At 44.3% G+C, this 20277-nt stretch carries 18 protein-coding genes; 12 read left to right on the top strand and 6 right to left on the bottom strand.

Going from position 1 to position 20277, the window contains the following annotated elements:
- Positions 1 to 344: 344 nt before the first annotated feature.
- The 4 genes from K2Q13_RS05195 (at position 345) to K2Q13_RS05180 (ending at position 3209) form a co-directional block, all read left to right on the top strand.
- Complete coding sequence (locus tag K2Q13_RS05195; RefSeq protein WP_292919674.1) at positions 345 to 1331, top strand: glycosyltransferase family 2 protein; 987 nt, start codon at positions 345 to 347, stop codon at positions 1329 to 1331.
- Positions 1332 to 1336: 5 nt separating this feature from the next.
- Positions 1337 to 1714 carry a GtrA family protein gene (locus K2Q13_RS05190; RefSeq protein ID WP_292919672.1) on the top strand — a complete coding sequence of 126 codons (378 nt, stop codon included), beginning with the start codon at positions 1337 to 1339 and terminating at the stop codon, positions 1712 to 1714.
- Positions 1715 to 1981: 267 nt separating this feature from the next.
- Positions 1982 to 2227 carry a hypothetical protein gene (locus K2Q13_RS05185; RefSeq protein ID WP_292919670.1) on the top strand — a complete coding sequence of 82 codons (246 nt, stop codon included), beginning with the start codon at positions 1982 to 1984 and terminating at the stop codon, positions 2225 to 2227.
- 28 nt (positions 2228 to 2255) lie between these two features.
- Complete coding sequence (locus K2Q13_RS05180; protein WP_292919668.1) at positions 2256 to 3209, top strand: hypothetical protein; 954 nt, start codon at positions 2256 to 2258, stop codon at positions 3207 to 3209.
- A gap of 243 nt (positions 3210 to 3452) precedes the next feature.
- On the opposite strand, the gene K2Q13_RS05175 is transcribed toward K2Q13_RS05180, so the two are convergent.
- From K2Q13_RS05175 to K2Q13_RS05160, 4 genes are all read right to left on the bottom strand, one after another.
- Positions 3453 to 4442, bottom strand: a complete 990-nt coding sequence (locus K2Q13_RS05175; RefSeq protein ID WP_292919666.1) for a BPSS1780 family membrane protein — start codon at positions 4440 to 4442, stop codon at positions 3453 to 3455.
- A gap of 44 nt (positions 4443 to 4486) precedes the next feature.
- On the bottom strand, positions 4487 to 5437 hold the full coding sequence (locus tag K2Q13_RS05170) for a homoserine kinase (protein ID WP_292919664.1): 951 nt from the start codon (positions 5435 to 5437) through the stop codon (positions 4487 to 4489).
- Between the two features lie 79 nt (positions 5438 to 5516).
- Positions 5517 to 5918 carry a DUF2782 domain-containing protein gene (locus K2Q13_RS05165; RefSeq protein ID WP_292919662.1) on the bottom strand — a complete coding sequence of 134 codons (402 nt, stop codon included), beginning with the start codon at positions 5916 to 5918 and terminating at the stop codon, positions 5517 to 5519.
- Between the two features lie 56 nt (positions 5919 to 5974).
- Positions 5975 to 6700, bottom strand: a complete 726-nt coding sequence (locus K2Q13_RS05160) for a TIGR00730 family Rossman fold protein (RefSeq protein ID WP_292919660.1) — start codon at positions 6698 to 6700, stop codon at positions 5975 to 5977.
- Positions 6701 to 6713: 13 nt separating this feature from the next.
- Between K2Q13_RS05160 and polA the strand changes: the two genes are divergently transcribed.
- Positions 6714 to 9464 (top strand): DNA polymerase I, encoded by a 2751-nt coding sequence (gene polA / locus K2Q13_RS05155; protein ID WP_292919658.1) that lies wholly within the window; start codon positions 6714 to 6716, stop codon positions 9462 to 9464.
- Between the two features lie 33 nt (positions 9465 to 9497).
- Here the strand turns inward: polA and K2Q13_RS05150 are convergent, their stop codons facing one another.
- A complete protein-coding gene (locus K2Q13_RS05150; RefSeq protein ID WP_292919656.1) occupies positions 9498 to 12023 on the bottom strand; it encodes an Rne/Rng family ribonuclease in 2526 nt (841 codons plus the stop codon).
- A gap of 509 nt (positions 12024 to 12532) precedes the next feature.
- Between K2Q13_RS05150 and K2Q13_RS05145 the strand changes: the two genes are divergently transcribed.
- Complete coding sequence (locus K2Q13_RS05145; RefSeq protein WP_292919655.1) at positions 12533 to 13513, top strand: RluA family pseudouridine synthase; 981 nt, start codon at positions 12533 to 12535, stop codon at positions 13511 to 13513.
- A gap of 46 nt (positions 13514 to 13559) precedes the next feature.
- Here the strand turns inward: K2Q13_RS05145 and K2Q13_RS05140 are convergent, their stop codons facing one another.
- The gene (locus tag K2Q13_RS05140; RefSeq protein WP_292919653.1) at positions 13560 to 14204 is read right to left on the bottom strand and encodes an arylesterase; all 645 of its coding nucleotides are present in this window, start codon (positions 14202 to 14204) and stop codon (positions 13560 to 13562) included.
- On the opposite strand from K2Q13_RS05140, the gene K2Q13_RS05135 reads away from it, so the two are divergent.
- The 6 genes from K2Q13_RS05135 (at position 14203) to K2Q13_RS05110 (ending at position 20210) form a co-directional block, all read left to right on the top strand.
- On the top strand, positions 14203 to 14892 hold the full coding sequence (locus tag K2Q13_RS05135; RefSeq protein ID WP_292919651.1) for an ABC transporter ATP-binding protein: 690 nt from the start codon (positions 14203 to 14205) through the stop codon (positions 14890 to 14892). The genes K2Q13_RS05140 and K2Q13_RS05135 overlap by 2 nt on opposite strands.
- Before the next feature lie 62 nt (positions 14893 to 14954).
- Entirely contained in the window at positions 14955 to 17465 is a 2511-nt protein-coding gene (locus K2Q13_RS05130) for an FtsX-like permease family protein (protein ID WP_292919649.1), read from the top strand.
- 4 nt (positions 17466 to 17469) lie between these two features.
- Positions 17470 to 18684, top strand: a complete 1215-nt coding sequence (hemW, locus tag K2Q13_RS05125) for a radical SAM family heme chaperone HemW (protein WP_292919647.1) — start codon at positions 17470 to 17472, stop codon at positions 18682 to 18684.
- A gap of 24 nt (positions 18685 to 18708) precedes the next feature.
- On the top strand, positions 18709 to 19512 hold the full coding sequence (locus tag K2Q13_RS05120; protein WP_292919645.1) for a formate/nitrite transporter family protein: 804 nt from the start codon (positions 18709 to 18711) through the stop codon (positions 19510 to 19512).
- A 92-nt stretch (positions 19513 to 19604) separates the two neighbouring features.
- On the top strand, positions 19605 to 20003 hold the full coding sequence (locus K2Q13_RS05115; protein WP_292919643.1) for a hemerythrin domain-containing protein: 399 nt from the start codon (positions 19605 to 19607) through the stop codon (positions 20001 to 20003).
- Between the two features lie 33 nt (positions 20004 to 20036).
- The gene (locus K2Q13_RS05110; protein WP_292919641.1) at positions 20037 to 20210 is read left to right on the top strand and encodes a hypothetical protein; all 174 of its coding nucleotides are present in this window, start codon (positions 20037 to 20039) and stop codon (positions 20208 to 20210) included.
- The last annotated feature ends 67 nt before the right edge of the window (positions 20211 to 20277 follow it).

The raw sequence follows: 20277 nt of genomic DNA, 5'->3' as shown, positions 1-20277 counted from the left end.
AGACTTTAGCAGGCCATTGAAAAGACTGACTGTGTATTTTCGCTTCCCGCAACAGCACGGTTTGTAACAGCTTATACCTGATCGGCTACGCCGTTTTGTAACTTACCCCCAATGGGTGCTTAAGTTCTTGAGCACTTACCGCATTCTTGCTTTGCGGGCATCTTGAAACTAAGTTTTATTCATCATCGTTTCTTTTTCTTTGTATCTGTTGTACATTCCTCAAATTCTATACATATCTCAGCGTAACGCTATTGAACAGATGTTTTTTTGGTTTTATAGGTGGATTAAGTATCTTGTAATACATTGAAATTATTTATTTTATTTATATAAAAACAAAAAACAGAATGGTTAAAATATCATTATTGTCCATAGTCATCCCTTGCTACAATGAGGAAGAAGTTATCGATGAGACAATAAAGCAATTAAAAGCTTTTTGCGCTGAACTTGTTAATCTCGATGTCGAATTAATTTTTGTCGATGATGGCAGTCGCGATCAGACACGCGAGCTTCTTAAAAGCTATGCTGCAAATGATTCACGTATTAAGTTTATCGGTTTTGCGCGTAACTTTGGTCACCAAATCGCGGTGACTGCCGGTATTGATGTAGCTAGTGGTGACGCAGTTGTGCTGATTGATGCCGATCTTCAAGACCCCCCGGAAGTGATTCACGAAATGATTACCAAGTGGCATGAGGGCTATGATGTAGTCTATGGCACACGTATCGAACGTTCCGATGAATCTATCTTTAAGTTGATGACCGCGCATGGCTTTTATCGTCTGTTGAATTGGCTCTCCGATACGCCAATACCTCTTGATACAGGTGATTTTAGATTGATGAGCCGAGCTGTTGCCGACACACTCCGAGCCATGCCGGAACAGGGTAGGTTTTTGCGTGGCATGGTAAGCTGGGTTGGTTTCAAACAGACTGCGCTACCTTACAAACGCGCCAAGCGATTTGCGGGTGAAACTAAATATTCGTTAAGGAAAATGCTTCGTTTTGCTTCTGATGGAATTTTGTCATTCTCAACGAAGCCTTTGCAAATATCAATTGGATTGGGGTTATTTTCAGCAGGCCTTGCATTCTTGGGCATCCTATATGCTTTTACCGTTCGTGTTTTTACCAATTCCTGGGTAGAGGGCTGGGCTGCATTGATGATTGCGATTCTATTTATCGGTGGCGTACAACTCATTACTGTAGGTATCTTGGGTGAATATGTTGGCCGGATATATACCGAAATAAAGCAACGTCCGCTTTATATTATTTCAGAATATCAAGGCTTTGAGAAAGATGATCTTAAAAAAAATCGTAGCCCAGTGACTCATCATCGTTGACCTCGATGAAACCTGCTTCTGATGAGATTCTGCGTTACGCGACTGCAGGAGTCATCAATACACTGGTTGGTTATGGCGTCTTTCTGTTGGCGCTGCGTTGGATTGGCCTCAGCCCAGAACTATCCAATGCTATCGGGTACGGTGTTGGATTGTACGTCGCTTTCACGCTAAATTGCTTATTTGTCTTCAAGAATGCGCAGCTATCTCTTGGAGCTGGTATCCGATTCGCGATTGGTTTCGTTTTTGCTTTTGCGCTGAATCAGGCGATGCTATTTTATATGATGAGTGTATTCAAAATCATTCCTGAGGTTGCTCAGATATTCGCAATGGCCACTTATACTTTGATTTTTTATCTGATAAATAAATACTTGGTTTGGAACTAACAGAAAGTTATATCCACCGGTTTGTATGTAAACAAGATTCCCGATGATGAAAAACATTTTATTTGATCAAGCACGATCAGCCACTTTGCAATATCTAGATCGCTTACCGTCATTTATTAATCCACAAACCACCCGTAATCTTGTGGCGATATTGTCGCTCATTCTATTATTTAGCGCTTATTACTTGCTGCCAGGCCTGAAAGTATTTGGACTTGATGAGGTTCATTATTATCCCAGTTTCAAATTTAAGCTAATGGAAGAAGGCAGGTGGATAAATTTCATGTTGCACCATTGGTTACGGCAGATGCCACTGGTGACATACTCCCTGCTGTTCCTTTTTTGTTCGTGGGTGGTACTATTTCGTATAGCGAGCAATTTCTCTCAAGACTCTCGATACACGGCAATAATCGCATCCGTCTTGTTGATGGCCCCTTCTTTTGTACACCAAAGCCTATGGCCAGCAACCCATTTCCCTGCAGTCATCACATTACTGATTTTGACTTGGCTGGCTGAAAGGGGAGTTTCCCATCGGGTAATCTATTTGCTGGGTGGTATTTTGTTATTTGGCATGATGCAGAATTATTACTTTATACTTCCTTTGCTTTTTTTGAGGAGGCTCGCTTCAGAGAACCAAGACATCGGGAAAATTGGAACATATTTATTCAGCCATTTCTTTTATTGGATTTTGGGCTCAATTGTAGGCTTTGTTCTAGCACTTGTTGCAATTTTCATTATTACAGGCCAGGTCGGAATTACTCCAGCGGAATGGCGACAAGCTATGCCCGTTCAGGATTTTCAAGGTCTCATTCGAAATGTGTTCTTTGTTATTCAGTGCCTCAAAGCTGAAGTTCTTCTGCTTCTCATGAATGGTACTAACAACAATCCCGTTTATCTCCTTGGGTTGATGCTGCTCCTTGTTTTTCGTTTCCAATTCTGGCGTTCTGGCCTTCCTAAAGTCATCATTCTTCTAGCTGTAAGCATTTCTTTTTTTGTTTTTTCTATACCGTTGGCAGCGGCTATTGCTACTCGAAGCTTGGTGGCCCTGTCATCGGCGATGATTATTTTGCTGCTCGTATCAAGTCAGTTGCGCCATAAAGCTTATTGGCTGAGTGTCTTTTTGCTGTTATGGATGGGGAGTAATTTTTCGATCAATGCGCATTCGTATTTAAATGCGCATAAGACTGAAACAGAATTTATTTTACAAAAAATTGTGACTGTGTTGCCCCAGCATCCTTCAAATTACAATGCATTGGCTATCTTTGGCAAGGTAGATGAAAAATATAAAGAAGCGAGATTATTTAATGAGGGGCCGTTTACGCGACCGATTGTTCTGGCTGCTGGCTTTAACAGTTTTTGGGAATGTAGAATGAGTGTTCCTAAGGAATGCGACGCACTCGGGGAAAAACTTGATATTTCATCGATAACCGCAAATAAAGCTGTTGAATTTGTTGGTGTCAGTGAGGGCATCGCTGTAATTCTTCTTGGCAGCGAATAATTATCGGGACCAAATGTAATGGCAGCATAGATGACCAAAATAACTGTTTCAAGAAACGACTATTCCGATTTACGATTATACCTCACTGCTGCCCCGTTAATTTTCACAGCAAGGCCATCTGATTATTGTTGGGAGGATCACCTCGCATTAGAGCCATTAGATTACTTTATTTCAAATAATTCTCTTTGGGGTTCTTTATTGAAATTTTCTAATGGTAAATCTGGGATCAATAGAACTATTGATTTATGATGAAGATTTATCCATAGACTGGTACAGTTTACGGTGTTCTTCATTACAAAAAAAATGCTTATTATCTTCGATTGCCTCATCCCGCGGTACAAGCAAGTTGCAGTGTGCGCACGGAACGAGTTCACCGGAATCGGAAGCTATAATTTTGTTATCCGATGTGGGAGACTGTTGTTGTTTTGTTTCGGCTTCGTTCTTCTGTGATTCTTCAGTGGTATCAGTCCAGTTGGCTTGTTGATAATCTTGTCCCGATTCGTTATTCTTGAATCGAAGCGGTTCGCCTAGGAAAATGTCTTTATAACTAACATAAATTGAAGTAAAAATGGTAGGGATCAAAATCACGAGTCCCACACCGTAAGGCATTATGCTGAGAATGGTAAGAAGGATGAGTGTAATGCCATACAATTGGAACGGTATAAAGTTTCTTAAGCAAGCAAAAAAGCTTCTTTGCATGGCAACAATGGGCGGAATATTATGAAAAATCACCAATAGTGGAGAAAACCAGGACGCCATCATGAGTGGAATGGAAAGCGCTAGCGTAAGCAGTGATGCCGTTAGCATATTGCTCATGACGCCCATCAGTTCGCTTTCATCGACTCTTTTTCCATATAGCAGCATATCCGTCATTTGAGTACCCCCAACCAGGATGACCAAACCAATAATCAAAATTTGCCCGATTAGATAGATGCCGCCGATAGTGATTAATGGCACCGGATTGGTTTTGAAAGCCATAAATAAATGCGATATATCCAGCGGTTTGCCTTGTTGTTCCATGTCTTTGCAGCCTATCATGATACCGGCTAGAAAGACGGGTGAAATCAAGGTAAAAATAAATTTTCCCAGTAATGGTACTAATGACATGGTAATAGCGATCAACATCAAGGTAAAGCACACAAATACCCAAGCCAGTGGCGCTTTGCGGAACAGGTAGAAGCCACTTAAGATCCATTGCAATCCCTGTTTTGCGTTAACTTGATGAATTTCCATTGATGTTTCTCCAGTTGAATTCGATGAATAGATTAAATGATGATTTATAGCCAGAGCTGCCGCAGTTTTATTGGATTCGAAGCATAATTTTCCAATATATCTCGGAAATGTACCGGGTCTTTGGCATGCGTTAATTCTCCTGGACGCGGCAAATGATAGTCGTACAGCCGGGAAACCCAGAAACGCAATGCACCTGCGCGCAGCATGACAGGCCAGGCATCGTGTTCGGCCGCGGTGAGCGGACGAATATCATGATAGGCTTTCAGCAGAGAAAGTGTGCAAGTTTCATCCAGCGCTTTCTTTTCAGTCATGCACCAGTCATTTACAGTAATGGCCACATCGTATAAAAAAGCATCATTGCAGGCAAAATAAAAATCGATGACGCCGCCTATTGCATGATCGGTAAACAAAATATTATCGCGAAATAAATCGGCATGGATAATCCCATTGGGTAATGAGGTCTTTTGTTGCGTTAATTGGAAATCCAGTTCAGTCTTGAGTAAATGGTTTTCTGCATCAGATAAAAAAGGCTCGATTTCGGGTGTTCTGGCTTGCCACCATGTTAGTCCGCGCGGATTATTCATTTTCCCGTGGTAGGAACTTCCTGCCAAATGCATTCTGGCTAGAACATTGCCGACTTCCGCGCACTGCACGGTGGTTGGATGAATCACTGACTGCCCGGGTAAACATGTGACAATTGTTGCCGGCTTGCCGTTCAGTTCACCTAGTAACTTTCGATCCAGTCGCGGGATTGGTGCCGGGCATGGTATTTTATGTTGCGACAAATGCGCCATCAGATTCAGATAATACGGTAGTTCATCACTGGTAAGTTTTTCAAACAGGGTTAAAACAAATTTGCCTTGCGTGGTGGTGACCCAGTAATTGGTATTCTCGATACCCGATGTGATGCCTTGCAAGTGGATCAGTTTTCCAAGTGCATAATCTTGTAACCAAATAGTGAGCTGGTTATCGGTAACAGGTGTGAAAACGGACATGAATTAGCAGAAAATAAAAGCGATAATGTAGAAACAGAGATTGTTCATAAAGTGATAGATATCTGTACGCTAATTATCATCAGAATCTTAATATTTGCCACATGGGTGGATTAACATCAATTCCGCCTTCACCCGCGTGGTCATGGTGGCTCCTGATAGGGTTTTTTTTCAGATAATAAGGTGGGCCAATACGCGGAATTACTTTGATCATCAGAAGTTCACCGTTAACACGGTGCTCTTCAATAGTATCTTCGCCGCGTTTAATAATGGTAACTTCGGTTTCCAGTTCTGGATCCACTGGAATTTCAGGGAGCAGTGGTGGAGAATCGATGTCAGGGGGCAATTCAGGAGCCTCAGGTAAGGGTATAAGGTTGTCGGGGTGCTTATTAGGTTTCTGCGCTTGCTGAGGATGCCCGGATTCCGCCATGACTGGCAGTATTGAACAGAGTGATACAATCAAAATAAGTCGATACAGGTACATGGGTGATTCCCGGCGGGTCAGGTTTTTTGTATTCTACCTAAAATCGCTGATGAGGGTTATAAATTGAGTTGAATTTCTCGTTCAGCAGCGGATGGTTCAAATCCACTGGTTTCATAATACTGGAAAATTGCATTGACAACTTGTTCTGGTTTATCAATAACTTGTATAAGATTCATGTCGTCAGTTGAAATAAAACCTTCTGCAATCAACGTGTGTCGGAACCAATCGAGCAAGCCGAGCCAGAATTCTGAATAAACAAGGATAATAGGCATTTTCCGGGTTTTCTCCGTTTGCACCAGGGTTAATGCTTCCATTAGTTCATCTAGTGTTCCAAAGCCACCGGGTAGCACGACGTAAGCGGTGGCAAATTTAACAAACATATATTTGCGGGCAAAAAAATGCCGGAAAGTCTGGCTGATATCCTGAAAAGCGTTGCGATGTTGTTCGTGTGGTAATTGGATGTTTAAGCCGATACTGGGTGATTTTCCGTAATAAGCTCCTTTATTTGCCGCTTCCATGATGCCTGGGCCACCCCCGGAAATTACCGCAAAGCCGGCATCAGAAAGTTGTTTAGCAATTTGCTCGGCTAATTTATAGTGTGGGTTGTTGGGATGGGTGCGCGCACTGCCAAAAATACTGACGGCGGGTTGGATGGTGTCAAGTCGTTCTGTTCCTTCCACAAATTCTGCCATAATTCCAAATAGGCGCCATGACTCTTTGGCTGACCAGGGTTTATCCACAGACAAGGGTGCGGTCAGTTTAGGTTTATCTTGTAAGCTCATAGGAAACTTGTAAATGAAAACAGTGTTGCTGGTTGATGGTTCATCTTATTTATATCGGGCTTATCATGCATTGCCTGACTTACGCAATCGTAATAATGAACCAACGGGCGCTATTCATGGCGTACTCAATATGTTACGACGTTTGCACAAGGATTACCAGGCGGATTATAGCGCGTGTGTGTTTGATGCAAAAGGTAAAACTTTCCGGGACAAGATTTATCCCGAGTATAAAGCACATAGGCCGCCTATGCCTCTGGATCTGGCTGCCCAGATTGAACCCTTACATGCCTGTATTCGTGCCATGGGCTGGCCGATGTTGATTATCGACGGAGTGGAGGCGGATGATGTTATTGGTACCTTGGCGAAGCAGGCGATTGAAGCTGATATGCGTTGCATCATCTCGACCGGAGATAAAGATATTGCGCAACTGGTGAATCCGGATGTTTCATTGATCAATACGATGAATAACGAAGTATTGGATCAAGCGAATGTGCTAGCCAAGTTTGGCGTGCCACCGGAACGCATGTTAGATTACCTGATGCTGGTAGGCGATACGTCTGACAATGTTCCGGGTGTGCACAAAGTAGGACCCAAAACGGCTGTCAAATGGTTAACGCAATATGGATCATTAGATAACATTATTGTGCATGCCGATGAAATAAAAGGAATAATAGGTGATAATTTACGCAATGCATTGGATTGGTTCGATACCGCACGCCAATTAATCGCCATCAAATGTGATGTGGATCTGCCGGTAAAAATTACGGATCTAGCGCTGCAACCTCAGGACGCGGAGCAATTGGCTCGACTCTACGAACAGTTGGATATGAAGGCATCGCTGCGTGAATTACGCCAGCAGGCGATTACTACAAATTCCAATCAATCGAGATTAGCCCATATGAGCGAAAGCCAAGCAGCAGCGGGTGATGATGGAAACGATAAAGCCGTTGTTTGTCAGTCAGGGACTTATCACACGATCTATACGGATGCGGCATTGGATGATTGGTTAACGCGATTGGATGCTGCGCAGCTGGTATCGGTAGATACTGAAACAACCAGTCTGAATCCAATGCAAGCAAAACTGGTGGGTATTTCGTTTTGCATTGAAAATCATCACGCAGCTTATCTTCCGTTGATGCATATTTATCCGGGGGTGTCGCAGCAACTTTCGTTTGATGGAGCATTAAATAAACTTAAGCCGTGGCTGGAGAATGCGACAAAACCCAAATTGGGGCAGAATCTAAAATACGATAAACATGTTTTCGCCAATCATGGTATTCAGTTGAATGGGATTGCTCACGATACGATGTTGCAATCTTATGTGCTGGAATCTCATCGTCCACATAATATGGATAGTTTGGCGCTGCGTCATCTTGAAGTTAAAACTATCAGTTATGACGATGTCACCGGGAAAGGCGTCAAGCGCATCGGGTTTGACGAGGTGGAGATTGAAACCGCCACGCAGTATGCTGCCGAAGATGCGGATGTCACGTTGCGTCTGCATCAGACGCTATATCCCGGCATTCAAAGTAATCAGCAATTGAATCACATCTATTGTGAAATCGAAATGCCGATTCTAAATGTGTTATTTGAAATCGAGCGGAATGGCGTTTTATTGGACTATAAGCTGCTGCAAAAGCAGAGCCACGAACTGGGCGAGAAGTTACATGCGCTCGAACAACAAGCATATATCATTTCAGGGCAGCCGTTTAATTTGAATTCGCCTAAGCAAATACAGGAAATTTTGTTTAACCAGCTTAAATTACCTGTTGTCAAAAAAACACCTAGCGGCGTCCCTTCCACCGATGAAGATGTATTGCAACAGCTTGCATTGGATTATCCATTGCCGAAGCTATTACTTAATTATCGTAGCCTGGCTAAATTGAAATCGACGTATACGGACAAATTGCCGCTGATGCTAAATCAAAATACCGGACGGGTGCATACTAATTATTCCCAAGCCGTCGCTGTGACCGGTCGCCTAGCCAGTTCGGATCCAAATCTGCAGAATATTCCGGTGCGTACCAGCGAGGGCCGCAGAATTCGTGAAGCGTTCATTGCTCCGGCAGGACACCAGATTATTTCCGCTGATTACTCCCAAATAGAATTACGCATTATGGCGCATATTTCCCAAGACGAAGGCTTGTTAAAAGCATTTGCGGCCGGAGAAGATATCCATAGCGCAACAGCTGCAGAAATTCTGGGAATACCGTTGAGCCAGGTCGATCAAGAGCAGCGCCGCTACGCAAAGGTGATTAATTTTGGCTTGATTTATGGTATGTCTGAATTTGGTTTGGCGACGCAATTGGGTATTGAGCGCAGTGCTGCTCGTGCTTATATGGAGCGTTATTTTGCTCGGTATCCGAGAGTGGAAAGCTATATGCAGCAAACCCGCGAGAAAGCCAGGCGGTTGGGCTATGTTGAAACTGTACTGGGACGCCGACTATGGTTGCCAGAGATTAACAATGCCAATGGCAATCGGCGGCAAGGAGCGGAGCGAGCTGCCATTAATGCGCCCATGCAGGGAACCGCCGCCGATATTATCAAGCTGGCAATGATCGCGGTAAGTAATTGGCTACACAAGAATAAATTACGTAGTAAATTGATTATGCAAGTACACGATGAGCTGGTTCTGGAGGTTCCAACTGATGAAGTTGCATTAATAAGATCTAGCTTGGCGGAATATATGGGCAATGTTTTGCAGCTTGATGTTCCATTAGTGATCGAGATTGGAGCCGGAGACAATTGGGAACAGGCGCATTAAAATTATATATGTACTTGCAGAACATGTAGGTATTTAATCGCGTGTTTCAATTTGTGTTAACGGTTCAGCGGGCGCGTCGGTGATTTGCCTGGTTTTTCTTCTGGGTTGTTTAGGAGTAATGGTTTCTTCGGCTGCCATTTCAACTTTTTCGGGTGGTGTTTCTATCATGACGAGACCACTTTTCGTGAAATCTGGAAGTTCTCTAGTCACACTGAGCCCAGGTTGTTGATGTGCAATAGGTGGTTCATCCAAGCGATTATTACTGCTGGTCATTTCAGAATCGTCAGTAGGAGTTTTTGCAACTGCTTTTCTCACAGATGGCTTCTTAACGGGTTCAATTGCCGGAGACTCGCTGATCGGGTCTGATACCTCAATATTTGGCGTAGAATCTGTTGAGTAAGCCTCATGAGTCGATGTATTATCCGGAGAAGCCTGATCTTCACTCAAAGTCTTAGCGCGTGCAGATTGATCGCGATTTTTATTTCCGCGATGTCGACGTGTACGTTTACGATCTCCAGTTTTTATATCTGCGCTGTCATGGTTTTCTTTTTCACTAGTAAGAGCAGTGTCTGACAGTGATTTTTCTTCAAGATCCAAGTCAGATTGTTGAGAAGGTTTGTTTCTGACATTTGTTTGCTCTGCAGAGAGTTCAAGTGGATAGCCATGTTCCGCTGGGATAGTGTACTCTGCTGGCGTTGCAGTAATACTAGAATCTATCGGCTCGATTGGTTTAGATTGCTTGTGCACGGAGACATCTTTATTGCGATCATTGCGGTTTCTTCCGCGCCGCCCTCTCGATCGAGTGCGTTCTTGGGACGACTTGCTTTTATCAGTGTCAGTCTGTTGTTTTTTTTCAAGATCGGTTTTGGTTTCTTCGTTTTTGACGGGTTTAAACCAACCGAAGAATTTATCCAGCAGCGAAGTGTCGCGTGATTTATCTTCGCGCAAAGGCGCGGGCAGGGCAGATGTGATACCTTGAACAGCTGCTTGCGGACGGGTAGGTTTGTTTTTCTGTTCGGAAATTACTAGGCTGTTATCGTCAGTATTTTTCTCCACCATTTTATAACTCACTACCATTTCATTTGACTTGATGTCCTCTTGGCGTAAGCGGGTTATATTATAATTAGGCGTTTCGATATGAATGTTTGGGATCAGAATAATATTGATCCTTTGGCGTATTTCTATATCATAAATTTCTGCGCGTTTTTCGTTCAGTAAGAAAGTAGCTACATCAACCGGCAGTTGAACATGCAGCGCATTGGTATTTTCTTTCATCGCTTCTTCTTGGATGATTCTGAGTATATGCAGCGCGGAAGAATCAGTTCCACGAATGAATCCAGTACCTTGGCACCGCGTACATGCAATGTAATTACTTTCGCCTAACGAAGGACGTAAGCGTTGACGGGATAATTCTAGCAATCCAAAACGGGATATTTTTCCAACCTGAATACGTGCGCGGTCCTGCCGCAATGCTTCGTGCAATCGTGCTTCAACTTCACGCTGATTGCGCTGTACATCCATATCGATAAAATCAATAACAATTAATCCGCCTAAATCCCGTAATCGCAATTGGCGAGCAATTTCATCAGCTGCTTCGAGATTGGTATTGAGCGCGGTATGCTCGATATCTAAGCCGCGGATTGCGCGCGCTGAATTAACATCAACGGAAACCAGTGCTTCAGTGTGGTCGATAACAATCGCACCTCCTGATGGAAGAGAAACCTGCCTGGAATAAGCTGTTTCTATCTGATGTTCAATTTGGAAGCGTGAAAATAATGGTACATCATCGTGATAAAATTTGAGCCGATCCACATTAGCTGGCATAACATGTGCCATAAATTGGCTGGCTTGTTCATAAATATCACGGCTGTCAATTAGAATTTCACCAATCTCCTGGCTAAAATAATCACGAATTGCGCGGATGACTAAGCTGCTTTCCTGATAAATCAGGAAAACACCATCTTGATTGTTGGCAGCTTCTTCAATGGCATACCAAAGTTGTGTCAGGTAATTCAGGTCCCATTGCAGTTCTTCCCCGCTGCGGCCGATTCCGGCAGTTCTGGCGATAATGCTCATTCCTGTAGGAATTTCAAGTTTTGCTATGACTTCGCGCAAATCATTGCGCTCTTCGCCTGTGATGCGCCGTGACACGCCACCACTATTGGAATTATTGGGTATCAAAACCAAATACCGGCCAGCCAGAGAAATATAAGTGGTTAATGCAGCCCCCTTATTTCCACGTTCATCTTTGTCTACTTGAACGATTAGTTCTTGTCCTTCTTGTAGAAGATCTTGGATTCGCGCATTGGGTATGCTGCTTTCAGCAAAACACGAGGGGGCAATTTCTTTAAATGGCAGGAAACCGTGTCGCTCACAGCCATAATCAACGAACGCGGCTTCCAGGCTCGGCTCTATGCGTGTTATAACAGCTTTATAGATATTGCTTTTGCGTTGTTCTTTACTTACAGATTCAATATCGAGGTCAACCAGCGTTTGACCGTTTACTATCGCAACACGCAACTCTTCAGGTTGCGTTGCATTAAATAACATTCGTTTCATTTACAAACCTTACGTGTTTTATTTATCCATACACTATCCACAATTTTTCGAGTGGATAGATTTTTTCGGTATACGCAGTTGTAATGACGAGGTTTGGGTTTATTACTTGTATAACAGAAAATATTTATCAATTAGGTATTTCTTTTTTATTAATTTATTTAATATGTAATATGCTGATTTGCTTTGTAAAAATATTTTATAGTTATAATTTTAAGCGCAACAACAATTATGAGTACTTCGCAAGATGTTTAAGGTATCAGATTTTACATAAAGTTCCAAATATTGCTTTGTTTAAAGTAAATTTTTAGTTAATCTAAAAGCAAAAGAGCGTGATCAAATGCTTACTTAGTGAGTTCATGATTCGTATTTTGTCACGAATGCTTTAATTCTTATAGAAAGAATTTAAGAAAGGAAAGAGCGGATTCAAGGAATAAATTGCTACCTTATAATTTTCGCATTGCTTACATATTATATCCGGAGTTTCATTAAATCAAATACATATTAATAAGATGCAATCTATTACATTAATAACCAAAGAGTGCGTTCAAGAAGATGGGAATGATCAGCGAATCGATAATTTTTTATTCAAACGATTTAGGACGGTGCCCAAAAATCATTTATATCAATTGGTAAGGAGCGGTCAAGTACGCATTAACGGAAAGCGAGTAAATGCGAGCTATCGCCTGCAATTAGGCGATATGGTGCGAATTCCACCTATTAAGATAGAAACAAAGGATGCTCATAATCGAGCTGCAATTACTCGTGCAAATTTTTTCACTTTTACTACTTTATATGAGGATGATGCAGTGCTGGTTATTGACAAGCCAAGCGGGATGGCTGTTCATGGCGGAAGTAACATCAGCTTTGGCGTGATCGAGCAATTACGCGCGCAAAATCCATCATGGAAATTTCTAGAACTGGCGCATCGTTTGGATCGCGAAACTTCGGGGGTATTGTTACTGGCAAAGAAGCGCAGCGCATTGGTCGAATTACATCGACAAATCCGCGAAGGCTTGGTGGAGAAACACTATCTGGTTTTGGTCAAAGGCAAATGGCAAAACGCGAAGCAGCATGTAAAGCTTGCGCTTGACAAATATGTGACAGCAAGTGGTGAGCGGCGCGTGGCGGTAGCCAGCAACACTCACCCTGGCAGCAAACCGATGTTTGCTCACTCGATATTTAAGTTAGATAAATCTTGGGGCGATTTCAGTTTATTAGATGCAGAAATAAAAACGGGACGCACACATCAAATTCGTGTTCATCTCGCGTATTTAGGTTTTCCTATTCTTGGGGATGATAAATATGGTGATTTTGAGATCAACAAGCGGCTCGCTAAAGCTGAAGTTGGTGGGAGAAGCAAGCTGGCGCGTATGTTTTTGCATGCTCATTCGATGCAAATCACACACCCCGTCTCAGGACAACGTATCAATCTGCGTTCGCCTTTATCCAGTGATTTGCAGAAATTTATTGACGGTCTGGATAAGTTTTAACTGCTTAGTTTATGTTCTTAAGAAGCTGCGATGATACAATATGCAATTAAATGTCAGGATTTGTGGCAACCTGTTCGGTTTTAAACATGGTTTGCAAAACTTCCCAGACATTTTCTGCAATTTTTTTCTGTGCGACTTCGGTCGGATGTATTCCATCAGCTTGGAAGAATTCGTGTTTATCACCAAAGCCAGCCAGTAGAAATGGTATCAATTTGACTTGATGATTTTCAGCCAGTTGCGGAAAAAGAGCTTGGAACTTTTGTGTGTACGTTCTGCCATAATTGGGTGGCAACTGCATGCCGGCAAGCAAAACCAGTGCATTGTTTTGTTGGCATTCTTCTATAATGGCAGCCAGATTTTCATAAATGGATTTAATTGACGCACCCCGCAAACCGTCATTTCCGCCAAGTTCCAGAATCACAATCTCGGGGCGATGTGTTTCAAGTGCTTGTCGAATTCGATTGCGTCCCCCCAGTGCCGTTTCGCCACTGATACTTGCATTGATGATGTGATAGTCAGCATATTTTGACTGTAATCGTTGCTCCAGCAACGTAACCCAGCCCGCTTCGGTCGACATGCCATAACTAGCGGACAGGCTATCGCCAAAGACCATTATAGTTTTGGTCAATGCGACTGCCGGAGCACTGATAGTAAAAACAAAAATCAGAATAATCAGGAAATTTTTTTTCATGTTAGATAATCGTGTTGATCAACCCATTCTTTGGACTCATGCATTGACCAAACAGGTCAATACCGGGGATACACAACTTACAATATTGCAAGATATCGATTTGCAAGTAAACGCCGGTGAAGCTGTTGCAATTATAGGCGCATCTGGTTCTGGAAAATCTACTTTATTAGGCTTACTGGCAGGATTGGATTTGCCAACTGCAGGGAAAGTTCATCTGGATGCGATCGATATTTTTACGTTGGATGAAGATAGTCGCGCGGCCTTGCGCGGAAAAGTTCTAGGTTTTGTATTTCAATCCTTTCAATTATTACCAGCGTTAACGGCGATTGAGAATGTGATGTTGCCTTTGGAACTTTCCCAGCAGAATAAAGATGCCGAAACGATAGCACGTAGACTGTTGGAGCGCGTGGGATTGGCCAAACGCCTGGATCATTATCCGAAACAATTGTCTGGAGGAGAGCAACAGAGAGTTGCCATCGCACGTGCATTTGCCACGGATCCTAAGTTATTGCTGGCCGATGAACCCACTGGAAATCTTGACTCGGCTACCGGTATACAGATCATTGATCTCATGTTTGAACTCAATCGTGAGCATGGTACGACATTGGTCTTAGTTACTCATGATGAAGCATTGTCGCAGCGCTGTTCGCGCCAGATTCGTTTGGCGGATGGTAAATTGGTGCAATAGTTGCAGAAGCTTGGCATTATTGCTATTCATCCTATCTTTTCAGTACGTTGATAATTTCTTCTATGAGCCATTTTAAATTGTCTTTCCGTATGTTATGCCGAGACTGGCGTGCAGGCGAACTTAATGTTCTGGTGTTGGCGTTGATCATTGCAGTTAGCGGCATGACCACAGTAGGTTTTTTTGCCGAGCGGGTAGAATTAGCCCTCACGCGTGAAAGTAATCAATTATTGGGTGCTGATTTACTGGTTATTTCGAGCCAGCCTTTGCCGGAGATTTATGCTGAAGAGGCTAGTCGATTGGGTTTAACCATATCATCGTTAACTAAGTTTCCCAGTATGATCTCTGATGGTGAGAATAATTTACTCACGGAAATAAAAGCAGTAACTGAGGGATACCCATTACGTGGGCGTATACATCTGGCCAGTCGGTCGTCAATGTCGCGTACCAAGCAACCAGAAATTACGATAGCGAACACAATTCCACAGCCGGGCACTATTTGGGTAGATGAAAAAGTCATGGCGCGACTCGATCTTAAAGCAAACGATATGGTCGATGTCGGGGCTGCCCAGTTAACTGTAGCCGAGCTGGTTGTGCGTGAACCCGATCACTCGGTAGGCTTTATCAACATGGGCGCACGTGCCATGATCAATGCATCGGATTTATCAGAGACGGACTTGATTCAGGAAGGCAGTCGTGTTTCATATCAGTTGCTGGTAGCCGGTGAAGTAAAAATGGTGCAACAATTCCGCGATTGGATAAAACCTCTATTGACAAAAGCACAAAGAGTGGAAGGCATTCGCGATGCGCGTCCTGAGATTAAAGCCGCGTTGGAGCGTGCGGAAAAATTCTTAAGTTTGGCTGCATTGGCCAGTGTGGTTTTGGCGGCGGCAGCGATTGCATTGGCGGTGCGCCGGTTTACTCAACGCCATTTGGATGGATGCGCAGTAATGCGCAGCCTGGGGGCCAGCCAGCGACAACTGTTTTATCTCTATTGGCATTACTTTATTACCTTGGGCGTTATTGCTAGCACAATCGCCTGTTTAATAGGTTTTGCCGCACAGCAAATTCTGGCATCTTGGCTGATCGGTATCGTGGACACAGCCTTGCCTTGGCCAAGCTGGTTACCCGCGTTGCAAGGATTGCTGGTTGGCTTAGTGTTATTAGTGGGTTTTGCATTGCCGCCGGTGCTGAATTTGCGCAGCGTTCCGGCGTTGCGCGTGTTGCGTAGAGATATCGGCTTATCCAATGCACATAGTTTGGCAGGTTATTTATTGGGATTAGTAACTTTATCGCTGTTGTTTATTTGGAAGGCGCAAGATCTTAAGCTGGGACTTTATATCGTGACGGGATTTGTTTCAGCGATTGTCATTTTTGGTTGCTTGGGCTGGTTGCTGATCAAAGTACTTTCAGGTTTGCGTCATCAAGCTGGTGGCGCCTGGCGTTATGGTTTGGCCAGTATTCACCGTCGTGCGATTTCCAGCATATTGCAGGCCGTGGCTTTGGGGTTGGGGTTAATGTCATTGCTCGTGCTGACTTTGATTCAGAATGATCTGATTGACGATTGGCACGCTAGCTTACCTCCCGATGCGCCCAATCATTTCCTGGTGAACATACAAGCGGATGAAGTGCAATCGCTACAAGAATTTTTTCAGCAATATGAGATAGAGCCGCCGCCGATGTATCCGATGGTCAAGGGGCGATTGATCAAGATTAATGGTAAAAATATATCCCCGAAAAATTATGGAGATGATCCGCATGCTGAGAGGCATATTCGGCGTGAATTCAATTTAACCTGGGCAAGTGAACTTTCGTCGGATAATCAGATTGTTCAAGGGGCCTGGTGGAATGCCGACACCCATGAAGCCGAACTGTCGATTGAAGAAGGCATAGCCAAGACCATACGCGTTAAGCTGGGTGATGAACTGACTTATGATATTGCTGGCAGTCACTTTACAGCGAAGATCACCAGCGTGAGAAAAGTGGATTGGGATACTTTCCGAGCTAATTTCTTTGTTGTGGTGCCTCCAGGTCAGCTGGATAACTATCCCGCGAGCTTTGTCACCAGCTTTTATGTGCCGCCAGCAGAAATTGCCATGGTTCACGAGCTCGTCAGAACATTTCCGAGCATTCTGGTCGTTGATGTTGCCGTGGTTATCAATCAGGTGCAGCAAATGATTCAACAAGTGTCTCAAGCGGTTGAGTTTGTTTTCTTATTCACCTTGTTGGCAGGATTTGCTGTACTGTACGCGGCGATTGCCGCGACACAAGATGAGCGTATTTACGAAGCGGCTATTTTCAGGGCACTGGGTGCCAGGCGAGAGCAATTGTCGCGCGCCTGGGCGGCCGAGTTTGCGATTCTGGGCGGATTGGCCGGATTATTTGCATCCGCTGGCGCCAGCGCGCTTGCTTATGTCATCAGCAAGCATGTTCTGCATTTCGACTACACATTTAATCCTTGGATCTGGGTGGTTGGTACATTAGCGGGTGTGATCGGTGTTTTGGTCGCAGGTTTGCTGGGGACACGCTCAGCACTATCCAGTCCACCGTTATTGACATTACGCAAGATTGGTTGAATCGATGTCCGATTGGCCAATTCAGAAACTTAAATCGCTGCCACCTCTAAGCTTATATGTTCATTTTCCATGGTGCCTGAAAAAATGTCCTTACTGTGATTTTAATTCACATGAAATTCGTGCAGAGGAAAGCCGGATACCTGAGGAGGAATATGTCGCCGCGTTAATACGGGATCTTGAGTCCGCGCTTCAGGATGTTTGGGGGCGGCGACTCAGCAGCATATTTTTAGGGGGCGGCACGCCAAGTTTATTTAGCGCTCAAGCAATGGATCAAGTATTGACGGCAGTGCGCACGCTGCTACCGCTGGAACATTTCGCCGAAGTTACTCTGGAAGCTAACCCTGGAACGTTTGAAGCGCAAAAATTCGCTGATTTTCGTCAAACGGGAATCAATCGCCTGTCGATCGGCATACAAAGCTTTAATCCGCAGCATCTGAAGGCATTAGGTCGTGTGCATGATGACCAGGAAGCGCATCGAGCCGTGGATATTGCGCTGAAGTATTTCGATAATATAAATCTCGATCTGATGTACGCATTACCTGGACAAAACTTGGAGCAAGCGCAGGCGGATATTGAAACAGCATGCTCCTACGGAGTCGCGCATATTTCAGCCTATCATTTAACGCTGGAACCGAATACGCTGTTTTACCGTTCCCCGCCTAAACTTCCCGATGATGAACAGGCGGCTGCGATGCAGGAAATGATCGAACAAATCACCCTGAATCATCAGTACCGTAATTACGAAACTTCGGCATTTGCACGAGTAGGGAAGGAGTCGCGTCATAATATGAATTACTGGTTGTTTGGCGATTATTTGGGTATCGGCGCGGGTGCGCACAGTAAAATCAGTTTTGCCGATAAAATCGTGCGCCAAATGCGTTATAAACACCCCAAAGAATACCTAGCAAAAGCCCAAATGGGTGACTCATTAATTCAGACACAACAGGAATTGATTGTTGAGGATCGCAGCTTTGAGTTCATGATGAACGCGCTGCGACTCAGCGGCGGATTTGATACGCCGCTGTTTCAAGAACGCACCGGTTTGTCGCTTACCGTCGTGCAGCAACAACTGGATGAAGCCGAACAGCGCGGTCTGCTGGTGCATGATCATCTGCGCATTAAACCTACTGTGCTAGGACGACGCTTTCTCAACGATCTGCTGCAAATCTTTTTGCCCGAAAAAACTCCGTCGAATAATGCGCTAAAATCCCAGCCTTGAATTTGTTCGTGGGAGAGTAGGACTATGACGTATGTAAAACCGGAAGACGTCGTTGAGAACATGTTGCAAGCAGGTGCCAAAAAGGCGAATCTTCCGGTCAAGCAATTGTTGATTCGAGGTTTTTTGGCGGGTGCTTTTCTCGGTTATGCCACCACATTGGCGATTTTAGCGGCGACGCAAACAGGTTGGGGCATTGCCGGCGCATTGGTGTTTCCGGTAGGTTTTGTCATGATCGTGCTGCTCGGATTGGAATTGGCCACTGGCAATTTCGCGTTAATTCCGATTGCTGTTAAAGACAGAAGAGCTCCGTTTAGCCGTTTGCTTGTCAATTGGACCTGGGTGCTGATCGGCAACTTGATCGGCAGTGTCACATATGCGTATTTATATTGTGTTGTGGCAACCAAAATGGGAGTAATTGATCCAGAAACCATTCCCGCATTGCAAAGAACCATCGCCATTGCCGAGACTAAAACACTCGAATACGCCAAATTGGGTTTCAGCGGCACGATCACGGCCTTTACCAGCGCAATATTATGTAACTGGATGGTGACGTTGGGTGCCGTAATGGCTTTCACGTCCAGCACCACCGGTGGAAAGATCGCCGCCATGTGGTTGCCGATTATGACCTTTTTCGGTCTCGGTTATGAACACGCCATCGTCAATATGTTCGTAATTCCCGCGGGCATCTGGCTGGGCGCGGATATTACCATCGCGGATTGGTGGTTATGGAATGGATTGCCGGTGATTGCGGGCAATTTATTCGGTGGGATGCTATTTACCGGGTTTATGTTGTATTGGAGCCATGGTAAATCAACTAATCAGCTTTGATTGATAATTTTTCTGCAAAACGTAGGGAGTAGGTGGATGAAATTAAAATTCATTTCCACACAAATTTTTTGTAATCATATTGTAAGGTTTTTATGTCCCGTACCGGCGTTTTACTCTCTTTATCCCGTGAACATCATACATCGCTAGTGCTGGCGCGTGCTGCGCGGAAAGCGGCAGAGAGTAATGATACAGCTACCAACTTGGCGATGGTGGAGCGCATAGAAGCGCACTGGCACGATGTGCTGGCGTCGCACTTTGTCCAAGAGGAAGCGTTATTGGGGCTTATCGAAGATACGTTGAATGCTGAAATCGTTGCACGTATTCTTACTGAACATGAAGAGTTGCGTATGCTGGCTTGCGGACCTTGCGAACTTGATTCAGCGGCACGGCTAAGCCGCGTTGGCGAGTTGCTGGCTGCGCATGTGCGTTATGAAGAGCGCGTGCTTTTTCCGCAATTGCAATCGCATCCTCGTATTGCAGAGGTAATTTAAAAAACCTATGAATCCATTGAAAAGGAGATGAAGGTGAATTTTCCTGATTTTTATGAACAAGCCCCGGTTGTGCATACCTATGATCCATTTGCTGCCGTGCTGGGTGCTGTCCGGGGTGGTCGGTTTGACTATCATTATCTGGATGCGGTTCGCCTGGCCGGGATTGCACGTGTGTCTTTCAACATTGCTGAACCCGTGGCCAAATGAACTGCCGTCAGCCGAAACCATTCGGTTGGATCGGTCGCGTGGTGTTGGTTCAGGGGATCGTATGATG

It is taken from the genome of Nitrosomonas sp., assembly GCF_019752095.1.
Taxonomy (GTDB): domain Bacteria; phylum Pseudomonadota; class Gammaproteobacteria; order Burkholderiales; family Nitrosomonadaceae; genus Nitrosomonas.
This window is presented reverse-complemented; position numbering and strand designations above follow the sequence as displayed.